Below are 25,138 nucleotides of genomic sequence, written 5' to 3'. Positions count from 1 at the left end.
CAGTTGTTGCGGCAGCGATTTCATTCGGAAAATGATCGATGCTTTGGATGGCCGTCGGCTCCCCTTGATCCCCGCACCGCAGCGGTTGACTGCCGCTGCCAGGGGAGCTGACGGCATTCCCCCCTGGCCGGATTCATTGCCTGGCCAGGGGGGAAATCGAACCCATGGGGGCATCCGGCAGGCATGACTCCTTGGCCTGGATGGCGCGGCACCAGGCTGCCTTGTACTTCATCAAGAGCTTTTTTTCTGCGGCCCCGGACCCGGGGCCAACGGCTATGGCGTCGGCCTCGCGTACACAACCCGGTAGAGGGCACTGCGCAAGCGGACGAACTCCTCTTCCGGCAGCAGTCCCTTGCCGTGGACCATTAAGATGAGGGAAACCCGCGCGTCCGAGCCGTCGTAAGCCGGCTGGTAGTAGGAATATGGCTGGCGGACAAAGCCCGATTGTTCGAAGAACCGTATTCTCCGATTTTCAACCATCGCCGCGCCGGGTCCCTTGGGCGGCTCGACCTCAAGCACCACGGGACGTCCCCGGTTGACCAGGTGCCGCAGGGCGTTGGTTCCCAGGCCGCTGCCCCGGAACCGCTTTTCCAGGGCGAAATGTTCAACGAAAAGATATTCCTCGACGAGCCAGCAGCCCAAAAATCCGGCAAACTCGTCTCCAGAGCGGATCGGGTCCAGGCGGTACAAGGGGTTTGCCGCCGCTTGCCGGTGCTGGGCCAAGGTTCGCCTTTCACAGGCGGGAAAGGCCGCCTCCATCAGCGGCCATATTTTTTTCAATGTTGGCATGGGTCAGGGAAATTGGGTTTGCCGCCGCCGGGGCACGTTGTGCTGGCGCCTGCCGATGGGCCGCTGGAGGCTTCGGCCCCTCCGTCCGGCCACAATCCGGCGTTTTTGCCGTCCGGTTGTCTTCTTGCCTCGACGGCGCCCCCGTGCAATTCGCGGCCTGCTTTTTTCTTCTGGGCGATGCCCTTCCCGAATATCACTGGACGCACAGCAGCCGATAGGTGCCTTGCTCGACCGCGACGCCATGGGTTTCGTGGCCAAAGCCGGGGAAGCGCCGATCAAAGGCCTCCAAGGCCTGCAGATAGCGCAGGACAGGAGCGGCCCGCGGCCCACTGTCCGGTTCCGGGAAAAGGGATTCTCCCGGCATCAGCATCGGAATGCCGGGCGGATAGGGTGCGATGCCGGTGGCGGCGACGCAATCCGCCGCTTGGTTGGCCGCCTGGCTCAAGCTGCGGCTTGCCACCTCGTTGCGCACCAGCTTCTCGTAGGCGGCTGCCGGAGTCATGACCGGGCGGGGCAGTTGGGCAAAGGCCTCGGCCATCAGCTCTGTCAGCCGCAACTCGGCCATGGTCCGAAACATCGACTCGCCCAAGTCGCGCAGCCCGAAACCAGCATATTCGACATGAACGCGCGCCAACTCGGGGATGGTGCTGTCCAGAGGCGCATCGGCATCGTAGTCTTTTTTGAAGGCCAGCAGGGCGTCTGTCAAGGTCTGCCACTGGCCGGGGGCAATGCCGACCGAAAAGAGAAACAACAGGGTAAAGTTCGCGCTTTTTTCCGGGACGATGCCCCGAGCGTTCAGATAGGCCGCGACCAGGGGCGCGGGAATGCCGGTCTGCTCCAGGCCCCCGTCCGCGCCGATGCCGGGCGTGGTCACGGTGACCTTGATCGGATCGAGCATCACGTAGTCGGCCGGAAAATTAGTGAATCCGTGCCATTGGGCCTCGGGGGCCAGGGTCCAGAGTTCGGGGCGCTCCTGTAGGTCGCGCGTCGGGACCTCCGCAAAAGACACGGATTTCCCGTCTAACCGCACCCGATCCGGCTGCCAGCAGTTGAAAAACCATTGGCCTTGGGCGGCAAAGTCGGCGTGCAGACGGGCCATGGCCTGGCGAAAGGCCACGGCCTCGGCGATGGTGCCGGTCAAAAGAGCCTGGCCGTCCCGGCCGTCCATGATGGCGGCGCTAACCTCGTTGGAGACGATGATGGGATACAGCGGCGAGGTGGTGGCGTGCATCATGAACGATTCGTTGAAGCGGGCATGTTCCACCGGGTTGCGGCCGTCGCGCACGTGGATCATCGAGGCTTGGGACAGGGCGGTCAGCAATTTGTGGGTGGACTGGACGGCGAACACGGTCGGTTGGGCCGGCCCATGGTCACGGGGATCGCCGTGCATGGCGAAACGGCCGGCATACAGAGGGTGAAAGCGGGCATAGCCGAACCAGGCCTCGTCGAAATGCAGGCGGTCCACGCTGCGCCCGAGCAGTTCCTCCACCCGGGCCACATTGTAGATGAGACCGTCGTAGGTGGGGTTGGTGACGATCGCATGGACAGGCCGAGAATCCGTGGCCCGGGCGGCCAGGGCGTTCTGCGCGATGCTGGCGGCGATGGTCTCCGGCGCCAGGTGCTCCGGGCAGATCGGCCCGATCATGCCGTAGCGGTTGCGCGAGGGCGGCAGGTAGACCGGGATGGCGTTGGCCATGACGATCCCGTGCTTGACGGACTTGTGGCAATTGCGGTCCACCAGCACGATCTGGCCGCGGGCGACGCTTGCCGCCAGGATAATTCGGTTGGATTCGGACGAGCCGCTGGTGACATGGTAGGAACGGTGCGAGCCGAAGACGCGGGCCAGATAGCGCTCGCTCTCGCCCATCGGCCCGGAATGGTCCAGGAGTGAGCCGAACCGGCCCACCGAGATGGAAAAATCCGAGCGGAGCAGCGACTCGCCGAAATAATGGTAGAAGGCCCGGCCGGCCGGCGACTTTAAAAACGCATTGCCGCCGGCATGGCCCGGGGTGTGCCAGGCGTATTCATGTCCTTGAAAGGCCATGATGGCTGTAAACAGCGGCGGCAGCAGGTTGCCGTCCCGGCCGGCTACCGGGGCGGCCTTCGGGTGCAGACGGATGAAATCGCGCATCCATGCCAGCGCCTCGGGTGGCAGATCGGCATCGGCAAGGGGATTGGCCGAAAGAAAGGGCGGCAGGGCGATGCCGCTGGCGCGCAACACGTCGAGGAAGGCGTCGAGGGTCCGCCGTTTGTGCCGGTTGTTCGTCTCGTGGTGCATGGGTACCTGAAACGCATGGGTGATGGGGGCCAGCCGCCGAAGGCGCACTCCGTTGTCTATAGTGTAACCATGCATGATGTAAAGCAATATCGGCAACGATAAAAATGACCGGCCGTGCCTTTGTCGGCAACAAGGCGGTTGAGCGCCGGAAACACGGCGGCCCGAAGTGGAAGCGGGGGACGCGGCGAGGTGAAGGGAGGGGAAAAGAACAAGGGGTTGCGATCGACGATCGCAACCCCTTGTTTGTATTTCGCTCATTGCGGATGAGAACGGGCGACTGGCCGGGTTCCGATCCGGTTCGGACGAATGGCCGGGCTCTTACCAGTAGGCCTCCTTGTTGGCGGCAATGGCATAGGTGACCGTGCCGGCCTTGAGGGTGGCGATTGCCTGGCGGATGGTGCCGTCGATGTCGTTGACCACCTTGACGCCGGCGGCCTGGAGCACGGCAAAGGCCTTGGGGCCGCAGTAGCCGGTCATCAGCACCGTGGCGCCCCGGTCGGCGACCAGGGTGGCGGCCTGGATGCCCGCGCCCTTGAAGGCGTTGACGTTGTCGCTGTTGTCCACCGCCTCGAAGGCCATGGTCTCGGTGTCGACGATGAGGATGTAGGGCGCCCGGCCGAATCGCGGATCGACCTCGCTGTCGAGCGCAACGCCCTTGGATGTCACGGCCGCTTTCATGTCGTCTCCTTCACATCAATGGTGATGGCCGCCGCAGACCTGATCGTCGCCGATCCGGCACAGCTTGCCGGCCAGGAAGTCCTCGACCACCGACCGGATCTCCGGGCAGACGGCGTCGTGATACACCTCGATGCCCATTTGGCGGAAGCCCATCAGGGGCCGCATGCCGATGCCGCCGACCACCAGGGCGTTGACCCCGGCCTCGGCCAGCAGGCTGACTGGCACCATGCATCCGCCCTGCACATGCTCCTTGTTGGGCAGGATGGTCACCTTGGTGATCCGCCCGTCTTCCAGGTCGAAACAGGTGAAAACCTCGCAGTGGCCGAAGTGGCCCGCGCGCATGCCGTCCAAACCGCCTTGTCCCTCGGAAGGGATCGCTAATCGTACCATTGTTGCAACTCCTTGTAGTTATGGTGTGAGTGTAGTGGTGTCAGCGTGTCGTTTACCGGAAATCCACGATCCCCGCAGGGTTCATGGCCGGCGAACGGATGATGTTGTCCCAGACCGCCCGCACCGCCTGCCGGGCTTGGCCGGCCTGGTCGAATTCGAGCACGGTTTGGCCCTGGACCATGGCCCGGACAAAGGCCGGATCGAAGGGAATGCGGCCGGCCAGGGCCACGTTGCGCGACCGGGCAAGCTCCTCGACGGCCTCGGTCATCTCCGGGTTGAGATCGAACTTGTTGACGCAGACCAGGCCGGGCACGCGGAAATGAGCGGCAAGGTCGAGCACTCGGCCAAGGTCGTGCAGGCCGGAGACCGTGGGCTCGACGACGATCGCCAGGGCCGTGGCTCCGCCGACCGCGGCAATCACCGGGCAGCCGATGCCCGGCGGCCCGTCGGTGATGAGCAACTCCAGGGCGCGCTCCTCGGCTAGTTGCCGCGCCTCCCGGCGTACCAGGCTGACCAGCCTGCCCGAGTTTTCCTCGGCAACACCCAGGTGGGCGTGAACCATGGGGCCGAAGCGGGTCTCCGAGACAAACCATTGGCCGCAGCGCTGGGGCGCAAAGGCGATGGCTCGCTCCGGACAGAAATGGACGCAGACGCCGCAGCCTTCGCACCGGATGGGATCGACCGCGAACCGTTCGCTGATGGCGGCGAATCGACAGTGGGCGCGGCAGATGCCGCATCCGGTGCAAAGATCGGGATCGACCAGGGCCTTGCCGCCCCCCATGAAGTCGGTTTGTTGCCGGATTGCCGGCTGGGTCAGCAGGTGCAGGTCGGCGGCATCGACGTCGGCGTCGCACAGGACCAAGGTGCCGTCCTGAGCCGCCAGGCCGGCAAAGGCCGCGGTCAGGCTGGTCTTGCCGGTGCCGCCCTTGCCGCTGACGATCACGAGTTCGCGCATGGGCCTGCTCCGCCTTGTTGGACAAGGGTTTCGATGGCGCGATACAGCGCCAGGAATTGGTCGCGTCGGGCGGGATCGGCATCCACCAGCAGCTGCCCGCGCGAGTAGGCCTCGGCGATCGCCCGGTCAAAGGGGAAGGACATCAGCAGGGGCAGGCGCTGTTGTTCGGCGTAGACGAACACCTGGTCGTCGCCCAGATCGGCCCGGTTGACCGCCAGGCCGGCGGGAATGCCGAGCAGCCTGACCGCCTCGACCGCCAGTCGCAGGTCGTGCAGGCCAAAAGGCGTGGGTTCGGTGACCAGGAGGACGAAATCGGCGCCGTGCATGGCGGCGATGACCGGGCAGGAGGTTCCGGGCGGCGCGTCGACGACGGTGATGCGCCGTGGATCGGCCGCGGCCCGCACCTGCTTGATCAACGGCGGCGCCATGGCTTCGCCCACCCGCAGGCGGCCGCCGACATAGTCCGGCCCGGCGCAGGTGCCGAAATCGATGGTACCCAGCTCGCGGTCGACCTCGGCGATGGCCTGCTCGGGGCAGACCAGGGTGCAGCCGCCGCAGCCGTGGCAGAGCTCGGCGAACACCAGCACCTGCTTGCCGGCCACGGCAATCGCGTTGAACCGGCAGATCTCGGCGCACTGGCGGCACAGGGTGCACCGATCCGCATCCACCAGGGGCACGGGGGTGCCGACCTTGCGGCTGTGGCCGATTGCCGGGCGAAGAAAGAGATGGGCGTTGGGTTCCTCGACGTCGCAGTCGAGCAGTTGGGCCTTTCGGCCCAACGCCGCCGCCAGGTTGACGGCAATAGTGGTCTTGCCGGTGCCGCCCTTGCCGCTGGCCACGCTGACGATCACGGCCGCACGACCCGGGAGCTGCGGGCAATCAGCCCGTTGATCCGGGCCAGGATCAGGAGCAGGGCCCTGATGTCGGCTTCGGAGGGATTGAGCGGCAGTTGTGCCAGCACGCCCAACCCCTCGGTGGCCTCGTGAAAGGTCTCGGGGGCCATGGTGCCGACGATGGCGGTGTTGGCCAGGGGGTTGACCCGTACCAGTTGACGGACAAAGTCGATGCCGCTCATGCCGTCGAGCTGTTCGTCGACAATGGCCAGGTCAAGGCGCTGATGGCGCAGTTGTTCCCACCCCGGTTCCGCGTCTGCCGGACCGGTGACCACCAGAATCAGCTCGATCCCCGGTTCCAGCCACAAACGGGCGGTCAGGGCCGAACATCGGGTAAAATCCTTGGCAACGCAGGCGATGATCAAAGCAACCTCTCAAAAAAAAATGCGCCTGCCGGCTCATGCGGCAGGCGGCAGTAATGGTGGAGACGCATCAGCGCTTGCCGTGCCGCTGTCCGCCGCCGCAGTGCCCGCTTTGGCCCGCGCATCGGCCGTGGCGATGGATCATGCCCCGGCCCTTGCCCTGGCTGTCGGCTTGGGGGGATTCGCCGGCGGATTGTTGCCGGCTGGCGGCGTTGCGCCCGCATCGGCCCGGTCGGGGGCCGAGAGGGTCGTGGCCCATGGGGCCTTGTTCGTTCATTTCTGGCATGGGGTACCTCCCGTATCGGTTATGCGCGGGGCCGGTGGGCCGGATGCCCGCCGGATTCGTCCTTGGCCGCCTGGGCTTCGCGTCCGCTTCCACTTGCGCTTCGGCATCGGGCGCCGCTCTCCGTGGCAACGGGCCGTTCACAGGAACCGGACGGGCCGGAGCCGGTCCGCCTGCCCTTGCGGCAGCAGCGGCCACAGCCGGGCATGCAGAATTCGCCCTCGAAGGGCCGGCCGCGCAGGTAGTGCGCCAGCACCCGGTCGACCCTGCCGGTGACGAACGGGATGAGCTTGATCCCGGCGGCTTCGAGCATGGCGGCCGGTTCCTCGGAAACCGCCCCGCAGATGATGACTTCCACCTCTTGGGCGTGCAGCAGCCGGAGCAGTTCCAGGGGCCGCTGCGGATCGAAGCTCCGGTGGACCACGGCACCCAGCCCGCAGCCGTCGATTTCGGCGATCAGCAAGGTCTGGGCTGCGTCGAACACCGGTGAGACCCGGTGCTCCCAAACGGTTACGGCGATTTTTCGCTTTCTGTCCCGCGCTTCCATACCAGGGGAAAGCATACGGCGTGCCAACAGGGAAAAAGACCTGCGCCGGCCGAGGCAAGGCCCGGCTGCGGGTGCGGATATGGATCGGATTTCTCCGCAGCTACGGGATGGATGCGGGGCGAAAAAACAGGGGACGGGTGACAAGGAAACGGCGAGAGGAAACCAGAGAAGGTTGCGTTTGTGCGACTATGCGCAACCCTGCTGGGCGCATTTGTGCGACTCTGTCGCGGTTGGCGGCGCGGTCAGCCTGGAGAGCTGGTTTTCAATTCCTCGAGCATGGCGCAGAGATGCCAGGAGCCGCTGCCGGTCAGGCCGAACAGATCGGGCTCGTCGGTCCGGGCGCGGAGCAGTCCGCACCGGTGCCAGTGGGCCGCTTGCTCGGCCAGGCCGGCGGCCCGGAGCAGATGGCCGGGAACCGAGCCGGTCATCAGGTGGGCGGCAACGGCTGCCCGGTGGCGGTCGGTGCCGGGGTTGGCGACGCTGCCCTGGAACAGGGGGTGAGGGCGGGCGGGGTCGAGCAAGGTCCTGGTCAGGGGCGGACAGCGGTAGTGGAGGCCGGCAAACACCCCGTCGGCGGTGGCGCCCAGGGCGAGCAAATCCTCGCCTCGCCTGGCATGGGTGTAGTACAGGTTGCGGTCCTCGGGCCGGGCATAATGGCAGAAGTGGTTCTTGCGGTAGCCCGCCCGCTCCAGTTCGAGGTCCGCAGCGAGAAACAGGCTGTAGTCCCGCGCCGTATCGGTTCGATTGACTTGATCGACTTGATCGCGATAGCGGCGGACAAAGCCGCGATTGCGATGGGAGCGGTTGAATCGGTACAGGGACAGGCCGTGCACCCCCAGATCGACCAGGCGGGCGATGCCGGCGAAAAAGCCCGTAGCCGTCTGGCCCGGCAGTCCGTACAGCAGGTCGACGGTGGTGATGAAGCCCAGCGCCAGGCAGTCCTCAAGCCGCCGGAGCACCATTGCGGCCGGCTCGCTCCGGCCGATGTCGCGGCGCAGCGGCTCTTCCAGGGTCTGCACCCCGAGGTGGAGCCGGCTAAAGCCCAGGTCGCTGAGCCGTTCGAGATGCGGCCGGCTCAGCAGCCGGGCCGTTGCTTCCACCGCCCACTCCGTGGATTGCCGGATGCCAAAGCGGGAACGCAGGGCCACGACGAGCGAGGAGAACAGCTCGGGGGCAAGGAAGTTGGGCGAGCCGCCGCCGAAATGGACGGTGGTCACCGGCCAGGCCGCCAGGGCGGTCTGCTCCGACCACTGCCGCAGGTCGAGCAGCAGCCGGTCGACATAGTCGGCATGCAGGCGATGGCCGGCCCTGGTGGGCAGGGTGTAGCAGTCGCAAAAGCCGCACCGGCCGGCGCAAAAAGGGATGTGAATATACAGGGAAAGCGGACGGGCGGGCGATTGCGCCACGATCCGGCGCAATCGCCGCCAGGTCTCGTCGCCATCGTAGCGAAAACCTTCCGTTTGCCAGAGCGGCGCGGGCAGTCCCCGATCCTCCAGGCGGTAGTGGCGGCGCGACGTTTCCCAGGCCCGAAGCGCTTCCTGTCCGGTTATCGGCGCCAGGCTGCGGGTCGTCGCCACCATGGTTGCGGCAATGGCTTCGTCGGAGGGTGCCGCGGCCATCGATGGCGCGGATGGGGCAGGGGAAGAAGCGGGCAGGGAATGCGCCTCCTGGCGCAGCATGTCCAGGGCCGCCTCCCTGAGCAGCCCGTGGCCGATGGCGCGGTGCAATTGGCAGCGGAAGGCAGCTGCTCCCTCCCTGGTGGACGGCGAAACGGCGTTTTCGACCGGACAGGTTTCGGGGCAGGATCGGGCGCAATGCCAGGCGGCGAAACACGGTTCGCAGGCCGCGCCGATCGTCATCGCCTGCGCGCGCAGCCGGTCGATTCGGGCCTGGTCGAGCAGAAAGCGGCCGGAATGCGGATCGAATCCGCCGACGATGTGCGCGGCATGGCGGGGATTGCCGCCGTCGACCACCAGAAAACAGTTGGTCGCCTTGCCGTCCGGGGTCAGGAGCAGGGATTGGCGCAGGACATTGCAGTGCGGCCCATGCTGCTCATCCGGCCGCAATCCGGCAAAGTGGAGGACGATTTGGTGCCGCAGCGCTTCCTGTCTGGCCTGCAGAAAATGTTCGGCCCACAGTCCGGGATCGGGCGAGGGTTGTCGGTCCGATCCCGCGGCCGGGCCCTGGCCGTAGACCGGTTCGAAGGTCACTGCGTCCGCGCCGAGTTCGGTGGCCAGATAGCGCAGGATCTCGGCTTGGCGGCCGGCGGTTGCCGGCGTGATGGTCGCCCGGATTTCCAGCCGGGCCCCGGCCTGTTTCACCGCGGCTGCGGTCCGGCGCACCTGCACGGAGGTGGGGCCGCCGCCTACGGTCGGGCGCTGTCGATCCTGAATGTCGGGGGAACCGTCGCAGGACAGGCCGACCCGGCAAAAGAGCGTGGCCAGATGCCGGGCTCTGTCGACCGGCAGCACGCCGTTGGTGGCGACATAGCCCTGCCAGGGCACGGCATGTTGGGCGGCGATCTCCCGGCTGATTCGTACCAGGTGCAGGAGCAGATCCCAGTGGACCGTGGGTTCGCCGCCGCCATGGCAGCCAAGCTGGAGCGGCCGTTTTTTTTCGGCGCAATGGCGGCCGACCAGGTGGGCCGCCGCTGCAAAGATTGCCGGGTCCAGGCAGAGGCCCGGCGAATCGGCCGCCGCCGTCGTGTGCCGCCCCGGGGCGGCAAAGCAGTAGCCGCAGCCCAGGTTGCATTGGTTGCCGAGATACACGGTCAGGCATTCGGGCCGGTAGGGTGCCTGGCGCCATTGTTCCCTGGCCGCGGCGGCCCGGCGGGCATGGCCGGTCAGCCAGGCGCTCGGTTCCCGGAGCGACGGCTCCTGTTGCAGGCGCATATCGCCGTTCCACGCCGCCTGCAGCAATGCGGCCTGGGTTGGGCTGACCGTGGCCAGGGTACCGGGGGTGTAGAGGAGGACCGAGTCGCCGGGGCCTGCCAGTCGATAAATGGGAAGTTGGGGATGGATGCGCATGGCGCCCGCTCAGGCCCGGTCGTGCTGCCGTTCGTCCGGCATCTGGCGGTTGAGGCGGGCCGTGGCCTGACGGTAATAGTCGCGGCAAATCGGGCAGACATGGCACTGCTTGTCGCAGTGCAAAGTGGTGCGGTAGTACGATTCGCCGATCTTGAGCGGGGTGACGGCCGAGGCTGGGCCGCCGCCGATGACGTCCGGGGTCAGGGGGCGGCGGTTGACATAGGCATCGAGCACCTCCAGGTACTGCTCGGGCCGCTGCAGGGTGGCTCGGCCGGCGAGCTTGAATTCGTCGGCCAGGTCGTCGAAAAGGTGCAGGTGCTGCGGCAGCACCCAGGAGCTGGTCAGCCGCATCCAGGGCTGTTCGGCGACAAGTTTGCCGCAGAGGGACAGCGGCGTCTCCGCGGCATAGCCCATCTCGAAGAAGTGCTGGGTGCGCATCAGGCAATCGGGCAGGCAGCCTTCGTTGACCATCAGCCGGAGGGTGCCGGGAAAGGTCCGGCGCAGCGCCTGGAGTGCCGCGTAATGCCGCATGATCCGGCTGGCCGGGACCAGCGCGTCGCACAGGCCGCGCAGCTGGCTCGCCTGATGGGGCTGGGCGACATCCATCAGGACCGAGGCGGTCAAGGGCAGGTCCGGCAGGTGCTCCTTGAGGATCCGGGCCAGGCTGCAGTCGGCGACGGTGATGCCGTTTAAGCGAGTGATGGAGCGCAGGCGCTCGAGTGCCTCGACCAGTTGCGGCGCCATTTGCGCCACCGGCTGCGGCAGCACCACCGGGTTGAGCAGCACCGACACCGGTATCGGGGTGTGACGCAGGAAGGCCTCGAGATGCTCGCTTCCCTGCTCCGGCCGCCCGGAGGCCAGCAGGCTGCGGGGCAGCGGCAGATAGACCTCCCGGATCGCCGAGCCGAAGCGCCGGTGCACCTCTTGCCAGAACGAAAGCGGCTGGTCGATATAGGGGATGGCCCATTGTTTGCCGCCGATGGCCGAAGCGGCGCGCGGGCGGGCGGACGCTCCGGCCCGTTGGTCAGGCAGCGGGCCGGCTGCGGCCTTGCCGTCGTCGGAGCCGGCGCATCCTTGCGGGAAAGAGGGCCGCAGCCGTTGCATGGCCGCGGCCAGGCAGCCGCCGTTGCAGCGTTGCTGCCGGCGCAGTTGGCAGTGGCTGCATTCGCCGTAGATGCCGGCGGTCCGATAGAGCGCCAACTGTTCGTTGCAACGCGCCTGCACGGTTTCGGCGCTGTCGCCGGGGCGGTGCGCGGTGTGGCAGACATGGGCCAGGGGATAGCAGGGGATCAGCCGGCCGTCGGGGAGAAAATCCGGCAGCGGGTTGCAGCGGCTGCCCGGCGGATCGCCCCAGGTGGCCAGCAGTTCGAGATCGTCCTCGGTGAACATGCAGGGCACGAAGCCGCAGTCGAAGGCGAGCCGGATTCCCCGGCGCGCGGCATCGCGGGCAAAGGCGCCGATCCCGCGGCCGACGGTCCGGTAATGGCGCGGGTGGAGAAAGCGGTTTGCCGCGCCGACGCAGGGGTGGGCCAGGCCGAGCCTGATCGTCCGGATCAGCTGGAAGCGGTCGATCAGCGGCAGCAGCGGCGCGGGCGAAAGGCCGGGATGATGGATGTTGCAGCCCAGGATCACGGCCTTGGCGAAACGCTCCGCCACCTGGCGCACCCGGCGGTCGCGGATATCCGGCTGGCAGGCGGCGGGATCGATGTTCAGCAGGATGGCCAGGCGCTCTTCGGGAAAGCGCTTGAGCCGGTCCATGGCCCGGCCCGGCATGCGGCCGTTGGAAAACAGCAGGAGATCGAGCCCCCTGGCCTCAATCGCATCGAGTAAAAGGCCGAACTGCGGGTGAATGGTCGGCTCTCCCCCGAGCATCCGTACCTGGCGGATGCCCGAACGCTCGAGATGGTCGAGGGCCCGGGCAAAGACCTCCAGAGGCATGTGGCCGCCTGCCTGGCCCAGGGAGCGGGCGAAACAGTAGCCGCAGGCCTGGTTGCACAGCAGGGTGACGGACAGATTGCTCATGACGCCGCCCCCGGTTCTTTGAGCCAGCCTTCCGTCCGCCACCTGTCCAGGCAGGCGGCAATGAGCCGTCCGGCCTCGTCTTCGCCGATCCCGGCAATGACCGCCAGCATGGCGCGCATGGTTGCTGCCGGCCACCGCCGAATCAGCAGATCCCACACCGCGGCCTCGGGATAGGCAAGGTGGAGCTGCCGGTTCCGTCGGGGATCGAGCAGCACGATGCCCTGCCGCTCCACCAGCCAGAAGATGTGAGCCGCGCCTGGCGGGCCGTGGTTGCCGGCGGTCTTCATGGCGCCTCCGGCAATGGATGTTCAGGCAGATCCTCGAACAGATCCGAAGGCCGTTGGGCCAGGGCCTCCATGGCTTGTCGGTCGTTGAGCAGGGCTTCGGCCACGGCGCCCAGCCCCATCTCTTCCAGCAGCCGGCAGGCCGAGAGCAGCCGGGTCTGGATGCAGAACGGTTCGTAGGTGAGCGGGCTGCCCGGATAGGTGTGGTGGACATGGCAGCCGCCGGAGCAGACCCACTGGCAGAAACATCGGGCGCAGCGGGGTTTGTCTTCGGGCAGGCGCCGCAGGCGGACAATGGCGTCCATATCGATGCGCAGGTGTCCCTGTGCGTCCAGACGGCCGACATCCAGGTCGAGGCCGCGCTCCAGCCAGGCCGCCTGCGGCAGGTAGCAGCTGCTGATGCGGCCGTCGGCAGAGACGATCAGCGCGTCCTTGCCGACCGGGCAGAAGCTCGTCCCCGAGGGGTCGCCCTCGGTGGCCGCGTACACCGGTCTGACGCCGTGGCGCAGGGTTTGGGCATGGGCCCTGGCGTACTGGCGGACAAAGAGGTACGGGTCCGGCGGCAGCAGGCCGGCGGCCAGGGTCCTGGCATTGCCGGTCAGGGGCTCGAAATTGATGGCCGAGGGCTGGAATTTTTTGCAGAACCACAGGGCGATCTCTTCCAGTTGGTGGACATTCAAGGTCGAGACGCAGCAGCGCAGGCAGAGCTCGGTGGGCGTCCTGGCGAGCAGGGCCGCGGTTTGCCGGGCCTGGACAAAGCTGCCGCGGCCGGCGCGGGCGGGGCGATGCCGGTCGTGGACCTCCTGGAATCCGTCCAGCGACAGGACCACCGCCTGGAAATAATCCCCCACGAATTGGGCGTATTCCGGCTCGAACACCCCGTTGGTCGACACCTCGAGATGCAGGGTCAGGCCGTGGCGTTCGGCCAGCAGCCGGCTTCGGTGCACCGCGGTTTCGACGACCTCGCGGGCGACAAAGGGCTCGCCGCCGAAAAAATGCACCTCCATCCGCCCGTGGCCGGCATCCTCAAGGAAGCGGGCGTACCAGGTGAGCGCCGCGCTGGCCAGGGCCGGGGACATGGCGGCGGCCTGCGGCCCGTCGGCGCCGAAGTCGCAGTAGGTGCAGCGGATGTTGCAGCTCCGGGTGGGCAGCAGGCCGAGGAACAGGGGATGAAGCGGTTCGGTTGCCGCCGGCGGCGCTTCCGGCTTTCGGGCCAGCAGGTCGGCGAGTTGGCGCAAGTCGTCCGACAGGGCCGGAAACGAAGGCGCCGAGGGGGCTTGGCCGATGGCCCGGCGCAACCGGCGTAGCGCCGGCCCGTTGACCAGGGAGGCGACCCCGGCCGGCGGATTACACACCAAAAAGGCGTCGTTGACCGGCAGGGCGAACAGGCTGGGCCGCGCCTTGTCCGCTGCGGTACTGTCGACCCCGGCCGCGTTCACTCCGGCCTCCCGGCGGGATGGCAGATCCCCTGCTGCGCCAGGGCGACGAACAGCTGGCGGACCGTTGCCGCCGCGGTCTGGCGCGAGATGCCGAACTCCGCCGCCAGCAGCTCGCAGATGCCGCCGAGGGCATGTTGGCCGTCGAACCGGTTGACGGCGTACTCCTGCCGGGCGTCCAGCCGCAGGCAGCGGCCGAAGTCCGCCTCGCCCCGCTCCTGTGTCAGCAGCCAGCCGTCCTCGATGCGGATGCGTTGGTCCCGGTGCACCACCGGCACCATGCCGTGCAGCACCGTCTCCGGCAGGGTTTCGAGCTGGTCGAGTCTGAAATGCGGCTTGCCGCGCAGCTCGTCGACCGCGGCGACCGCCCCGGCCAGCAGCGAATGCAGGTAGACTCTGCGGCCGTCCCCGTTCATGCCGCCTCTCCGGTACGGCCGCAGGGGCCCGGCGCCGCCTGGGCCCGTCCCTGCCACACGCCGTTGCCCGCCGCGATGGAGTGGACGATCAGCTCCCTGGTCAGGGTTCGGTTCAGTTCGCAACGGCTGCCATGGCGCAAATGGCCGCCGGTCCGGGCGGAAAAGGTCTTGGACGGGCAATCGCCCGCGCAGTGGCGGAAGCAGAAACAGGCGCGGCAGGTCTGCCGGCGCTCCTCGATCTTGGCGAGAAAGGCCCGCCTGATGCCGGTATCGATCCCGATGGCGCCGTCCGGCTGCATGGCGCCGAAAATGAAATCCCCGGCCAACTCGTGCTGGCGGTCACAGATTTCGTAGCAGGAGGTGAGGAAACCGTCGGGGCCGACGATGAGCGCGTTGGCGAACGCGTCGCAGAACCGGTCGGTCAGCAGCCAGGGGCGGGCCCCGGAATAGTACATGTGCCGCCCGTGCCGGCAGGCGATGTCGTAGCCGGCCATGAAGGCCTCGGCAAAGGCGGCGTGCTGCGCCAGGGCCACCCGGTCGGTCCGGGCGCGGCCGTGGTCGAAGGCCGGTTCGACCTGGAAGGTCCGGGCTCCGGTTTCCTGGCAGAGGTATTCGACGATCTCCGGGATGCGCTCAATGCTCCGGTCGACCACCGTGACCCGGATGCCGTAGGCCATTCCCCGACGGTCCAGCTCCTGCACGGTGCGCATTACCGACCGGTGGCTTTCGTCCCCACTCCGGGTGGGCCGCTGCCGGTTCTGGATGGCGGGCGGGCCGTCGAAGGACAGGCTGATCTCGTCGAGGTTGTCCAGGATCCAGGCCCGCTGCTCCCCGGTCCAGACGCCGTTGCTGGTCAGGTTGATCCGGGCGGGCAGCGGCGCCTGCCGGGCCAGGGCCACGCAATCGGTCAGCAGGGTCCAGGCCGTGGTCGGTTCGCCGCCGCCGTGGAAGCAGAGCGAAAAGTGGTCCTGCCCCCGGTCGGCGGCATGCCGGCAGACCGTCTCCATGGCCGTGCGGGCCAGGGCCAGGGGCAGCCGCTTGGCCGGGGCCTCGCCGCCGCCGTGGGCGTAGCAGTAGATGCAGCGCAGATTGCAGGCATTGGTGAGAAACAGCACGCAAACCGTCGGCTGGAACTGGTCCGCGTCTATCGGCTGTTGCTCCGGTTGTCGGTCCTCCTCGAAAAAACCGATGGCCCGGAGAAAGCCGGTGGGCTGGTCATCGGCGGCTGGCGGCACCTCTCCGACGGCAAAGCGTTCGCACAGCCGCGCCATGGCCCGATTGCCGATAAAGGCCAGGTGCTGCAGCGGCCTGTAGACGATGACCTTGTCCCGATAGGGAATGGTGTGCAGCTCCATAACCCGGCTTGATGGGTCGCGTTCCGCTATCCTTTGCTCCTCCCCGGCCTCGATCAATTGGGCCGCCAGTAGTGGCTTTGCTGCGAGACATTGCCCACGCAGGAGCACACCGTATTGCAGGTGCAGATGGTGTGGCACGTACAGGTGCCCTCCTTTGACATGGTGCTCTTGTGGCCCTTGGGCAGGCTCTTGCTCCCGACCGCGATGGTGTTGCAGGTGCAGACGCCACCGGCAACGGCATAGCCGACCGGCACGGCAATGGTGTCGCAGACGCAGACGGTCTGGCTGCTGCGGTACGACCGGTCGGTGGCCACGCAGTCGCAGACGCAGGTGGCGTTCGCCGGCAGGGGGGTGGTGCAGGGTTGGACCAGGGTCTGTTGGCCGGTCTGGCGATAGTGAGACATCGGCGTCCCTTTGTAGGTCAGGGCCGGATCGAGGATGCAGCCGATCAATTCGCCCTCCGGCAGCCGCCACAGGTGCATGCGGCCGCTGTCGGAGCCGGTGACCAGCACCTGGCCGTCCGGGCCGATGGCCATCGCGGTGATCTTTTCGCCCTGCTGATGCTTGAGCGTGGCCTGCAGCTTGCCCTCCGGCATTTTCCAGAGCTTGACGGTGCCGTCGGTGCTGGCCGTGGCGGCCAGATCGCCTCCCGGCGCGATGCGCGCCAGCAAGAGCTTGCCGCTGTGGCAGGCCATGGTCTGCACCGGGGTGCCTTCCGGCAGACGCCAGATCTTGGCGGTGCCGTTTTCGTGGCCCGAGAGCAGCAGGCCGCCCTTGGAGCCGATGGCCACCGCGACCACGGGCGAGGTGGGTCCTTGCACGGTCTGCACCGGTTCGCCTTCCGGCAGGCGCCACACCTTGGTCGAACCGTCCTTGTACCCCGCGGCGAGCAGGGTGTTGTCGGGACTGAAGGCGAGCGAGCGGATCGAAGGTGCGGCCTCCTTGATGACTGTGCGGCGCTTGCCATCGGCCAGGCCCCACAGCTCGATGCCTTCCTGGCCCACCAACGCCAGGGTCTTGCCATCCGAGCCGTAAGCCACCGGCGCGTCCACCCGGACCGGCAGGGTGCGTAGCGAGGTGGCGTTCGGCAGTTCCTTGATTGCGGTGGATTGTTGACCGGCCCGGCAGGCAACAAGGTACTTGCCGTCGGAGCTGAGGGCGGCGTCGGCCTCGCGCGGCAGGGTTTTCTTCAGGCTGCAGTCCGGCAGCTTCCACAGCTTGATCGCGGTCTGGTCCCAGGAGACGATCGATTTGCCGTCCTTGCCGATGGCGATGGCCTCGATCCCTTTTTCATGCGTCTGGCCGCAGGTCTGCGCGGTTTTGACCGGCGCGCCGGTGCAGGTGGCGGTCGTTTCCGGCGGCGCGGTTTTCTTGGACGCGGGGGCTCCGGCCGGTTCGGGCACCGGGCCGGAACAGGCGCTCAGGGCCCCGGCCGCGGCAATGGCGCCGAGAAAGGAACGCCGGTTCAAGCCGATGCCGTCTTTGCCCTTGATGACCCCGTAAATCTCCGGCTGTTCGTCGTCGGGTGTCTGGTCCAAGGTCGGATGCTTTTTGTCGTCCGTCATTGTTTCCTCCTGGTTGGGCCCGGCGCTTCGGGGCGAATCCGGCGGTGGGCCGCGCGGGAAAGGTGTTGGCCTGGGTGGCCTGTTGCGATGGTTGCTGATTGAAAATGCCATTTAACGAGCATTTGCAAATGTTGCGCAAGTGTTTTCGCTTTTCGGATGCTGTTCCGATGTAAGAATACGTATTTTATCATATGAATTCGTTGTCCCGGCCGCGTTTGGGTGGGGCAGAGGTGCGGTTGCGCGGGCAAGATCCCGGAATATTGTTCTTTCGGTGACAGTGGCGTGGTTGCCCAGCCGGTCGGTTCAGGCCGAAGCGGAGGGCCGGCCGCGATCGGCCCTGCCCTGGTGATGGAGGAAACTGCGGGCCGCCAGGGGGAGCGCGACGGCAAAGAGACAGGCCAGGGCGAGAAAGGCGGCCTGTACTCCCCGGACATCGCTGACCCAGCCGATCAAGGGGCCGCTGACCACGTAGCCCATCCGGAAGAGCAGGCTGTGCAGGCTGAGGAGGCTGGCCCGCATGAATCGGGTGGCATCCCGTTGGAGGAAATTGCGGATGACCGGGCCCTGGAGGCCGCGCACCGCGGTCAGCAGGTAGTAGAACAGGAAGCTGCCGGCCATGGAGGTCAAGCCCAGGCCGGCAAAGGCCAGGACCGTCAGGCCGATGAAGAGCAGGCACAGGCGCGCAAGGCCCAGCCGGTCGTACAGCCGATGGCTGAGCGAGGAACAGAGGGCCACCGTCAGGTTGGCGCCGGCCCAGACCGGCCCGAACCAGGCCAGCGGCACCCCGCATTGCTGCATGAACGGCTGCACCAGCCAAACCGGGTAAAAGGATGCCAGACCGAGCAGCACCCCGAACACCATGGTCGCCCGGACCTGCTTCTGCTCGACCAGGCCGAAGCGGCTGATGCGCAGGGCCTCGTGCAGGTGAGAGGCGACATGGGGGCTTTTTTCCCCCTGGGGCTCGCGCAGGGATAGGGCCACCGCCAGGGCGACCAGCCACACCCCGATCTGGACCGCGAACGGCAGCAGCGGGTCGGCCACGTAGAGCAGGCCGGCGCAAAGCGCCCCGCCCGCCTCGCCGATCTGAGCCCACCCCGCCATCCTCCCGTCGCAGCGGATGTAGAGTTCGGTCCGCCGGTCGGCCCGCAGAGTCTCGTAGAGCAGGGCGCTGTCCGAGCCGCTGATGAAGGCGTGGCCGACCCCGAGCAGCAGTTCGGCGCCGATCACGTGCCAGAAGCCGTGGGCAAAGAGGTAGGCGGTCCAGCCCGCCAGGGAGAAGCCGCAGGCGATGAGCAGGGAGAGGCGGTAGCCGAGCCGGTCGCTGACATAGCCGGAAGGGTATTCCATCAGCAGGTTGGCGGTGGAGAAAAAGACGTTGACCAGCAGGATCTCCGCCAGCGACAGGCCGATCTGGTCTTTCCAGAACACGGTGATGATCGCCATGGGGAAGAGCATCATCTTGAGAGCGGAAAAGATGTTGAGCTTGAGGATGTTGCCGGTCATGGGCAGAAACGGGGGTGCGGACGGCTCGGGCGGGAAGGGGAAAGGCGGCGGCGGCTTACGGCGGGCCGCCGCGGGCTCACATCATGAAGAAGTTGGTGCCGATGCAGGCGTATTTCTGTTTTTCATCCATGAGCAGGTCAAGGGTCAGGGTGGCGATGTCGTCGGCGACCGGATCGACCGAGGCATCGTGCTCCCGAACCAGCACCTTGAGGTAGCAGCGGCATTCCGAGCAGGCCTCGGCGCGGACCGCCGGGTGGGCGTTTTCCAGGCCGTAATAACCTATCTCCCTGGTGTTGTCGCACTGGACGCACTTGGCGCGCACCACGTGCCATTCCGAACCGCAGAGGGCGCAGTGCAGATAACGCAGTCCGCGGGCCGATGCCTCGGCGCGGATGACCGACGCCACCGGCGGACTGCCGCAGACCGGGCAGATGGCCGGGTGTTCCGGCCGGCCGAGCTGTTCCGGCTGGAGGCCGCGGGCCAGACGGGTCCATTGCGCCTGCAGGGTCGCGCCGATGAACGGGGCTGAGGCCAGATCGAGTTCGGCGGCCGGGCCGTTGAGCAGCGTATGCGCCTGGATGTCCAGCCAGGCGAAATCGCCGTGCAGCAGCGGCGTCAATGCCTGCCTGCCCTTGGCGGGCAGCAGGTGGGCGACCGCCTCGACCGCGCGGAAGACCGCGTCCCGCCAGCTGGGATGGCGGGGCCACCCGGCCGGGGCCAGCGGCGGCATGGCGTGCTCGCGGCATTGCGCCAGCAGGTGGACATCCGGCAGGTCCAGATCGGTCGGGCGGTCCAGCTCCTGCTGCTGCCATTCCGCCAGCCGCGCCAAAAACAGGAGATAGTCGGCCAGGCCGTGCCCCGGCGCCAGGTGGCCGAATCGCCGCGACCGGCGGGCAAAGAGGTCCGCCGCCGGAAGAAACAAGGCCGGAATGTCGCCGGCCGGGGCCTCGACTTGGCCAGGTTGCAGGATGGGAGTCGTGATCATGGCGTACCCGCGGGCGATGGTGAGGGGACAGAAGGGCGAAGCATGGGCCGACGAGTTGGCCGCCGCTTCGCCCCATGGAGCGTTTTGCCGTTACTCCGCGATCTTCTTGTACCAGTCGGCGGAGTGGTGTCGGGCCCAGGCGCGGGTGACCGTGCCCCTGGTCATGGCCTGGATCGAACCGCGGGTCCAGTAGGCGGCGTACACATGGACAATGAAGCCGATCAGGGCGACAAAAGCGGCGCCGGCGTGTACCACCACCGCGATGCGGCGTTGGGCGATGGCAAACTCGGGCGCGAACCACGGCTGCCAGATCAGGATGCCGGAGGCCAGCAACAGGAGGATGGCCACCAGCATGGTCCGGGTCAGCAGCTTCTGGCCCAGGTTGTACTTGCCGAGCGGCGGCAGGTTGTCGGTCCGGTTGCGGAGGACGTCCCCCATGCGCCTGGCCCATTGCCAATCCGCAGCCACGATCCGGTTGTCCTTCCATTCCCGGCCCGCCCAGACGAAAAAGGACAGGGCCAGGACCGCGCCGAAAAAGGGATGCAGGATGCGCGCCCAGGTACCGCCGCCGAACAGGCCGGTCAGCCAGAAAAAGGCGGGATGGAAGAACCCGAGCCCGGACAGGGCGGCAAGGACGAAGGCCAGGGCCACCAGCCAATGGTTGAGCCGCTCGCCGGCGCTGTGCCGCTGGATGAGTGCATGCGTGTTCATGACGTTTCCTCCTCTTCCTCGGGAACCTCGTTGGGCCCCTGGCTCAGGTAGTGGACAATGCCGCCGACCACGGCGGCGCCCAGGCCGATGCTCATCAGGGTTTTGGCGATCTCCTTCCACAGGACCACCAGCGGGCTGATGCCGGGATCCCTGGGCAGGCCCTTGTACAGTCCCGGCCGGTCGGCGTGCTGGAGCACGTACATCACGTGGGTGCCGCCCACCCCGGTCGGGTTGTAGACCCCGGCCAGGGCGAAGCCGCGCTGCCTGAGGTCGGCGATGCGGCCGGCCGCGTGTTCGAGCATGTCCTCCTTGGAACCGAAGACGATCGCCCCGGTGGGACAGGTCTTGGCGCAGGCCGGCTCCTGGCCCACGGCCACCCGGTCGGAGCAGAGGGTGCATTTGTATGCCTTGCCGTCCTTGCGGGAGAGCCGGGGGATGTTGAAGGGACAGCCCATGACGCAGTAGCCGCAGCCGACGCAGGCCTCCTGGTGGAAATCGACGATGCCGTTGCTGTACTGGATGATCGCGCCGGGGGCGGGGCAGGACTTGAGGCAGCCCGGATCGGCGCAGTGCATGCAGCCGTCCTTGCGGATCAGCCATTCCAGCCGGCCGGGCGTGGGCTCGACCTCGGCGAATCGCATCACCGTCCAGGACCGATCGGACAGGTCGGGCGGATTGTCGTAGACCCCCCGGTTGGTGCCGATGTCGTCGCGGAGGTCGTTCCATTCCATGCAGGCCACCTGGCAGGCCTTGCAGCCGATGCACTTGGAAATGTCGATCAGTTTCGCGACCTCCGGAAGCTTGCGGACGCTGGGCGAGGGCGTGGTGGTGGCGGAACGTCTTTTGATATCAAGCGATTGTAGTGCCATGGCTCACCTCCTTACACCTTCTCGATGGCGACGAGGAACGATTTGAACTCCGGCGTCTGGGTGTTGGCGTCGCCGACAAAGGGGGTCAGGGTGTTGGTGATGTAGCCGTTTTTCGTCACCCCCATGAAGCCCCAATGGATCGGCACGCCGACGGTATGGACCTTGCGGCCGGCGATGTCCAGGGTGCGGATCCGCTTGGTGACCACCGCCACCGCGACGATGAAGCCGCGTTTGGACCTGACCCGGACACTGTCCCCGGCCTTGATCCCCTTTTCCCTGGCCAGCTCTTCCCCGATTTCGACGAACTGCTCCGGTTGCAGGATGGCGTCCAAGAGCGCGTGCTTGGTCCAGAAATGGAAATGCTCGGTGAGCCGGTAGGTGGTGCAGACGCAGGGAAACTGGTCGGCGGTGCCGAAGCTGTCCCAGTCGTCCTTGAACACCCGGGCCGCCGGATTGGACCGGGCCTTGGCGTTGTTCGGGTGGAGCGGGTTGGCGGCCAAGGGCGACTCGAATGGCTCGTAGTGCTCGGGGAAGGGGCCTTCGGCCATCTTGTCCACGGCAAAGAATCGGGCCACCCCCTCGGGATTCATGATAAAGGGTCCCATACCGCTTTCCGGCGGGGTGATTGCGCTGTAGTCGGGAATGTCGGATCCGGACCAGGCGCCGGCAACCTTGTTCCAGGCGATCAACTTGCGCGCCGGGTCGTAGGGCTTGCCGGCAAGATCGCAGGAGGCGCGGTTGTAGAGGATGCGCCGGTTGGCCGGCCAGGAAAAGGCCCAGTTCAGGGTTTGGCCGATGCCGTAGGGGTCGGAGTTGTCGCGGCGGGCCATCAGGTTGCCCTTTTCCGACCAGCAGCCGGCGAAGATCCAGCAGCCGCAGGCGGTCGAGCCGTCGTCCCGGAGTTCGGCGAACCCGTTCAGCTGCTGGCCCGCCTTGAGCAACACCTTGGCCGCATCTTTGGGATCGGTCAGATCCTTGAGCGCGGTGCCGGAAAACTCACGGGCCAGCTCCTCGGGCGAGGGCTCCTCGGGCCGCTTGTATTTCCAACTCAGGTTGAGGATCGGGTCGGCAAAGGCGCCGCCTTCCTTTTGGTACATTTCCCGGATCTTCAAGAAAATGCCGGCCATGATCGCCTGGTCGCCCTTGGCCTCGCCGGGCGGTTCGGCCGCTTTCCAGTGCCACTGCAGCCAGCGCCCGGAATTGACCAGGGAGCCGTCCTCCTCGGCAAAACAGGTGGAGGGCAGCCGGAAGACCTCGGTCTGGATCTTGGCGGGATCGACATCGTTGTACTCGCCGTGGTTCTGCCAGAATTCGGAGGTTTCCGTGGCCAGGGGATCGATGATCACCAGGTATTTCAGCTTGGCCATGGCGCCGGCGACCTTGATCTTGCAGGGGGCCGAGGCCAGGGGATTGAAACCCTGGCAGACGTAGCCGTTGACCCGGCCCTGGTGCATGTCCTCGAAGACCTGGAGGATGTCGTAGCCTTTGTCGAGCTTGGGCAGCCAATCGTAGCACCAGTTGTTCTCGGCCGTGGCCGCGTCGCCGTACCAGGACTTCATGACGCTGACGAAAAACTTGCCGTAATTCTGCCAGTAGCTGAGCTGGCCCGGCCGCAGCGGCTTGGAGGCCCGGGCGCCGAGGTAGGCGGCGTAGTCCTGTTCCGCGTCGCCGGGCAGGGTCAGGTAGCCGGGCAGCAGGTTGGAGAGCAGGCCGAGGTCGGTTAAGCCCTGGATGTTGGAATGGCCGCGCAGGGCGTTCATGCCGCCGCCGGCAACGCCGATGTTGCCGAGCAGCAGCTGGACCATGGCCCCGGTGCGGATCATCTGCGAACCTTGGGAATGCTGGGTCCAGCCGAGGGCGTACATGACGGTCATGGTCTTGTCGGCCGCGGCGGTTTCGGCGATCAGGCCGCAGATCTTGAGGAAATCCTCCTTGGGCGTGCCGCAGATGGAGGCCACCGCCTCCGGGGTATAGCGCCCGTAGTGGGTTTTCAGCATCTGGTAGACGCAGCGCGGGTTTGCCAGGGTCGGATCGGTGAGGACGTAGCCGTCCGGGCCGAGCTGGTAGCCCCAGCTCGTTTTGGCGTAGCTCCGTTTCTCGGGGTTGTAGCCGCTGAACAGGCCGTCGTCGAAGGAGAAATCCTCCCGCACCAGAAAGGAGAAATCGGTGTAGTTCTTGACGTATTCGTGATGAATCCGGTCGTTGCTCAACAGGTAGTTGATCACGCCGCCCAGAAAGGCGATGTCGGTGCCGGCGCGCAGCGGGGCGTAGACGTCGGCCACCGCCGCCGAGCGGGTGAAGCGGGGGTCGACCACGATCAGCCTGGCCTTGCGATGGGCCTTGGCTTCGGTCACCCATTTGAAGCCGCAGGGATGGGCTTCGGCGGCATTGCCGCCCATTATCAGGATGAGGTCGGCATTCTTGATGTCGACCCAGTGGTTGGTCATGGCGCCGCGGCCAAACGTGGGGGCAAGACTTGCCACCGTGGGGCCGTGTCAGACCCTGGCCTGATTGTCGAAGGCGAGCATGCCCAGGCTGCGGGCGATTTTCTGCGTCAGAAAGCCGGTTTCGTTGCTGGAGGCGGAGGCGGCGAGAAAGCCGGTGGAGAGCCAGCGGTTGACCGTTTGGCCCTGGTCGTTCTTGGCGATGAAGTGGGCGTCCCGGTCCGCTTTCATCAGGGTGGCGATCCGGCTGAAGGCCTCGTTCCAGGAGATGCGCTGCCACTGCTTGCTGCCCGGGGCGCGGTATTCGGGATATTTGAGCCGGTTGGGGCTGTGGACGAAATCCAGCAGGCCGGCGCCCTTGGGACAGAGGGTGCCGCGGTTGACCGGATGGTCCGGGTCGCCCTCGATATGGACGATGTCGGCAACGGCGTTTTTGGAGGAATCCCCCAAGCTGTGGATGAGCAGGCCGCATCCCACCGAGCAGTACGGGCAGGTGTTGCGGGTTTCGGTGGTGCGGGTCAGCTTGAACTCGCGAACTTCGGCCCGGACCTCGTCCGGGCTGAAACCCAGGGTGGCAAGGCTGGAACTGCCGACGGTGGCTGTGCAAACTTTGAAGAACTGCCGTCGATTGATGTGCATCGCGTCTTCCTCCGTGTTTGTAGCTCAGGGCTTATGGTGAATGTGGGTACTCGACTGCTCTGGTGGTGGAACTCCTTGTGAAAAAATGTCCGGTAAATGCGGTAAACTATGCGTTAGCTGAGCAGGTGGTGGCATGTTTGTCAAGCAAAATGGCGGGATGGATGCGACTCCCCGCGTTGTGGTATCATTCCGGGCTCGACCCGGACCGCCTGTCCTGGTAGAGTGAGGGGATGCCGGGGTGCGGCATTTCGGGAGGAAAGAGTGATGCGGATGCCGAAAATCAAGGAGATCGAGATCGTGGGCCGGCCGGAGGCCACGGCCAGGACGGCCGTTTGCCTGGCAACGGAGTCGGTGTCGGCCGGATTTCCCTCGCCGGCCGAGGACTACATCGAACAGGCCCTCGACTTAAACGACCTGCTTGTCACCAATCCGCCCGCCACCTTTTTCGTCAAGGTCACCGGCAGTTCGATGGTCGAGGCCGGCATCCACCCGGACGACATCCTGGCGGTCGACCGCTCCCGGGAGGCGCGCCACGGCGACATCGTCATCGCCATCGTCAACGGCGAGCTGACCGTCAAGGAACTGGCTACCACCCCCATTCTCCGGCTGATCCCCCGCAACAGCGCCTACGAGCCGATCGTGCTGCGCGAACACGACGATTTCGAGATCGTCGGCAAGGTCACCGGCCTGGTCCGGCGGTTCAAGTAG

At 66.6% G+C, this 25,138-nt stretch carries 22 protein-coding genes; 1 reads left to right on the top strand and 21 read right to left on the bottom strand.

Going from position 1 to position 25,138, the window contains the following annotated elements:
• Positions 1–273: 273 nt before the first annotated feature.
• The 21 genes from RMR13_RS10675 to fdnG form a co-directional block, all read right to left on the bottom strand.
• Entirely contained in the window at positions 274–789 is a 516-nt protein-coding gene (locus tag RMR13_RS10675) for a GNAT family N-acetyltransferase (protein WP_310600619.1), read from the bottom strand.
• A 193-nt stretch (positions 790–982) separates the two neighbouring features.
• Positions 983–3,067 carry a hypothetical protein gene (locus tag RMR13_RS10670; RefSeq protein WP_310600618.1) on the bottom strand — a complete coding sequence of 695 codons (2,085 nt, stop codon included), beginning with the start codon at positions 3,065–3,067 and terminating at the stop codon, positions 983–985.
• Between the two features lie 318 nt (positions 3,068–3,385).
• On the bottom strand, positions 3,386–3,745 hold the full coding sequence (locus RMR13_RS10665; protein ID WP_310600617.1) for a NifB/NifX family molybdenum-iron cluster-binding protein: 360 nt from the start codon (positions 3,743–3,745) through the stop codon (positions 3,386–3,388).
• A gap of 15 nt (positions 3,746–3,760) precedes the next feature.
• Positions 3,761–4,135, bottom strand: coding sequence for a NifB/NifX family molybdenum-iron cluster-binding protein (locus RMR13_RS10660; RefSeq protein WP_310600616.1), 375 nt, complete (start codon positions 4,133–4,135; stop codon positions 3,761–3,763).
• Between the two features lie 52 nt (positions 4,136–4,187).
• Complete coding sequence (locus RMR13_RS10655) at positions 4,188–5,090, bottom strand: 4Fe-4S binding protein (protein WP_310600615.1); 903 nt, start codon at positions 5,088–5,090, stop codon at positions 4,188–4,190.
• Positions 5,075–5,941: an ATP-binding protein gene (locus RMR13_RS10650; protein ID WP_310600614.1), complete on the bottom strand. Its 867-nt coding sequence runs from the start codon at positions 5,939–5,941 to the stop codon at positions 5,075–5,077. The genes RMR13_RS10655 and RMR13_RS10650 overlap by 16 nt, the downstream gene beginning before the upstream one ends.
• Entirely contained in the window at positions 5,938–6,348 is a 411-nt protein-coding gene (locus tag RMR13_RS10645; protein ID WP_310600613.1) for a hypothetical protein, read from the bottom strand. The genes RMR13_RS10650 and RMR13_RS10645 overlap by 4 nt, the downstream gene beginning before the upstream one ends.
• Positions 6,349–6,415: 67 nt before the next feature.
• Positions 6,416–6,631 (bottom strand): hypothetical protein, encoded by a 216-nt coding sequence (locus RMR13_RS10640; protein WP_310600612.1) that lies wholly within the window; start codon positions 6,629–6,631, stop codon positions 6,416–6,418.
• A gap of 19 nt (positions 6,632–6,650) precedes the next feature.
• A complete protein-coding gene (locus RMR13_RS10635) occupies positions 6,651–7,175 on the bottom strand; it encodes a NifB/NifX family molybdenum-iron cluster-binding protein (protein WP_310600685.1) in 525 nt (174 codons plus the stop codon).
• 242 nt (positions 7,176–7,417) lie between these two features.
• Positions 7,418–10,201, bottom strand: coding sequence for a radical SAM protein (locus RMR13_RS10630; RefSeq protein WP_310600611.1), 2,784 nt, complete (start codon positions 10,199–10,201; stop codon positions 7,418–7,420).
• Between the two features lie 9 nt (positions 10,202–10,210).
• Positions 10,211–12,223, bottom strand: a complete 2,013-nt coding sequence (locus tag RMR13_RS10625) for a radical SAM protein (protein WP_310600610.1) — start codon at positions 12,221–12,223, stop codon at positions 10,211–10,213.
• Positions 12,220–12,510 (bottom strand): hypothetical protein, encoded by a 291-nt coding sequence (locus RMR13_RS10620; RefSeq protein ID WP_310600609.1) that lies wholly within the window; start codon positions 12,508–12,510, stop codon positions 12,220–12,222. Before RMR13_RS10620 ends, RMR13_RS10625 begins: the two co-directional genes overlap by 4 nt.
• Complete coding sequence (locus RMR13_RS10615; protein ID WP_310600608.1) at positions 12,507–13,946, bottom strand: radical SAM protein; 1,440 nt, start codon at positions 13,944–13,946, stop codon at positions 12,507–12,509. Before RMR13_RS10615 ends, RMR13_RS10620 begins: the two co-directional genes overlap by 4 nt.
• The gene (locus tag RMR13_RS10610) at positions 13,943–14,359 is read right to left on the bottom strand and encodes a PqqD family protein (protein WP_310600607.1); all 417 of its coding nucleotides are present in this window, start codon (positions 14,357–14,359) and stop codon (positions 13,943–13,945) included. Before RMR13_RS10610 ends, RMR13_RS10615 begins: the two co-directional genes overlap by 4 nt.
• Positions 14,356–15,714, bottom strand: coding sequence for a radical SAM protein (locus RMR13_RS10605; RefSeq protein WP_310600606.1), 1,359 nt, complete (start codon positions 15,712–15,714; stop codon positions 14,356–14,358). Before RMR13_RS10605 ends, RMR13_RS10610 begins: the two co-directional genes overlap by 4 nt.
• A gap of 53 nt (positions 15,715–15,767) precedes the next feature.
• Positions 15,768–17,279 carry a WD40 repeat domain-containing protein gene (locus RMR13_RS10600; protein WP_310600605.1) on the bottom strand — a complete coding sequence of 504 codons (1,512 nt, stop codon included), beginning with the start codon at positions 17,277–17,279 and terminating at the stop codon, positions 15,768–15,770.
• 303 nt (positions 17,280–17,582) lie between these two features.
• Positions 17,583–18,782 carry an MFS transporter gene (locus RMR13_RS10595; RefSeq protein ID WP_310600604.1) on the bottom strand — a complete coding sequence of 400 codons (1,200 nt, stop codon included), beginning with the start codon at positions 18,780–18,782 and terminating at the stop codon, positions 17,583–17,585.
• Between the two features lie 76 nt (positions 18,783–18,858).
• The gene (gene fdhE / locus RMR13_RS10590) at positions 18,859–19,767 is read right to left on the bottom strand and encodes a formate dehydrogenase accessory protein FdhE (RefSeq protein ID WP_310600603.1); all 909 of its coding nucleotides are present in this window, start codon (positions 19,765–19,767) and stop codon (positions 18,859–18,861) included.
• A 90-nt stretch (positions 19,768–19,857) separates the two neighbouring features.
• Positions 19,858–20,478 (bottom strand): formate dehydrogenase subunit gamma, encoded by a 621-nt coding sequence (locus RMR13_RS10585; protein WP_310600602.1) that lies wholly within the window; start codon positions 20,476–20,478, stop codon positions 19,858–19,860.
• Positions 20,475–21,347 carry a formate dehydrogenase subunit beta gene (gene fdxH, locus RMR13_RS10580; RefSeq protein WP_310600601.1) on the bottom strand — a complete coding sequence of 291 codons (873 nt, stop codon included), beginning with the start codon at positions 21,345–21,347 and terminating at the stop codon, positions 20,475–20,477. The genes RMR13_RS10585 and fdxH overlap by 4 nt, the downstream gene beginning before the upstream one ends.
• An 11-nt stretch (positions 21,348–21,358) precedes the next feature.
• Positions 21,359–24,430, bottom strand: a complete 3,072-nt coding sequence (fdnG, locus tag RMR13_RS10575; protein WP_310600600.1) for a formate dehydrogenase-N subunit alpha — start codon at positions 24,428–24,430, stop codon at positions 21,359–21,361.
• Between the two features lie 270 nt (positions 24,431–24,700).
• Between fdnG and RMR13_RS10570 the strand changes: the two genes are divergently transcribed.
• Entirely contained in the window at positions 24,701–25,138 is a 438-nt protein-coding gene (locus RMR13_RS10570) for a LexA family protein (RefSeq protein WP_409070285.1), read from the top strand.

Origin of the sequence: Desulfobulbus sp., from assembly GCF_031547805.1 — a bacterium.
Lineage (GTDB): Bacteria > Desulfobacterota > Desulfobulbia > Desulfobulbales > Desulfobulbaceae > Desulfobulbus.
Note: the sequence above shows the minus strand (reverse complement) of the source record. Positions and strands in the feature narration are given on the sequence as shown.

Excerpts from the sequence above, each read along its gene's own strand:
- RMR13_RS10675 (WP_310600619.1), bottom strand. The coding sequence starts at position 789 with ATGCCAACATTGAAAAAAATATGGCCGCTGATGGAGGCGGCCTTTCCC.
- RMR13_RS10670 (WP_310600618.1), bottom strand. The coding sequence starts at position 3,067 with ATGCACCACGAGACGAACAACCGGCACAAACGGCGGACCCTCGACGCC.
- RMR13_RS10665 (WP_310600617.1), bottom strand. The coding sequence starts at position 3,745 with ATGAAAGCGGCCGTGACATCCAAGGGCGTTGCGCTCGACAGCGAGGTC.
- RMR13_RS10660 (WP_310600616.1), bottom strand. The coding sequence starts at position 4,135 with ATGGTACGATTAGCGATCCCTTCCGAGGGACAAGGCGGTTTGGACGGC.
- RMR13_RS10655 (WP_310600615.1), bottom strand. The coding sequence starts at position 5,090 with ATGCGCGAACTCGTGATCGTCAGCGGCAAGGGCGGCACCGGCAAGACC.
- RMR13_RS10640 (WP_310600612.1), bottom strand. The coding sequence starts at position 6,631 with ATGCCAGAAATGAACGAACAAGGCCCCATGGGCCACGACCCTCTCGGC.
- RMR13_RS10635 (WP_310600685.1), bottom strand. The coding sequence starts at position 7,175 with ATGGAAGCGCGGGACAGAAAGCGAAAAATCGCCGTAACCGTTTGGGAG.
- RMR13_RS10630 (WP_310600611.1), bottom strand. The coding sequence starts at position 10,201 with ATGCGCATCCATCCCCAACTTCCCATTTATCGACTGGCAGGCCCCGGC.
- RMR13_RS10625 (WP_310600610.1), bottom strand. The coding sequence starts at position 12,223 with ATGAGCAATCTGTCCGTCACCCTGCTGTGCAACCAGGCCTGCGGCTAC.
- RMR13_RS10620 (WP_310600609.1), bottom strand. The coding sequence starts at position 12,510 with ATGAAGACCGCCGGCAACCACGGCCCGCCAGGCGCGGCTCACATCTTC.
- RMR13_RS10610 (WP_310600607.1), bottom strand. The coding sequence starts at position 14,359 with ATGAACGGGGACGGCCGCAGAGTCTACCTGCATTCGCTGCTGGCCGGG.
- RMR13_RS10605 (WP_310600606.1), bottom strand. The coding sequence starts at position 15,714 with ATGGAGCTGCACACCATTCCCTATCGGGACAAGGTCATCGTCTACAGG.
- RMR13_RS10600 (WP_310600605.1), bottom strand. The coding sequence starts at position 17,279 with ATGACGGACGACAAAAAGCATCCGACCTTGGACCAGACACCCGACGAC.
- RMR13_RS10595 (WP_310600604.1), bottom strand. The coding sequence starts at position 18,782 with ATGACCGGCAACATCCTCAAGCTCAACATCTTTTCCGCTCTCAAGATG.
- fdhE (WP_310600603.1), bottom strand. The coding sequence starts at position 19,767 with ATGATCACGACTCCCATCCTGCAACCTGGCCAAGTCGAGGCCCCGGCC.
- RMR13_RS10585 (WP_310600602.1), bottom strand. The coding sequence starts at position 20,478 with ATGAACACGCATGCACTCATCCAGCGGCACAGCGCCGGCGAGCGGCTC.
- fdxH (WP_310600601.1), bottom strand. The coding sequence starts at position 21,347 with ATGGCACTACAATCGCTTGATATCAAAAGACGTTCCGCCACCACCACG.
- RMR13_RS10570 (WP_409070285.1), top strand. The coding sequence starts at position 24,701 with ATGCCGAAAATCAAGGAGATCGAGATCGTGGGCCGGCCGGAGGCCACG.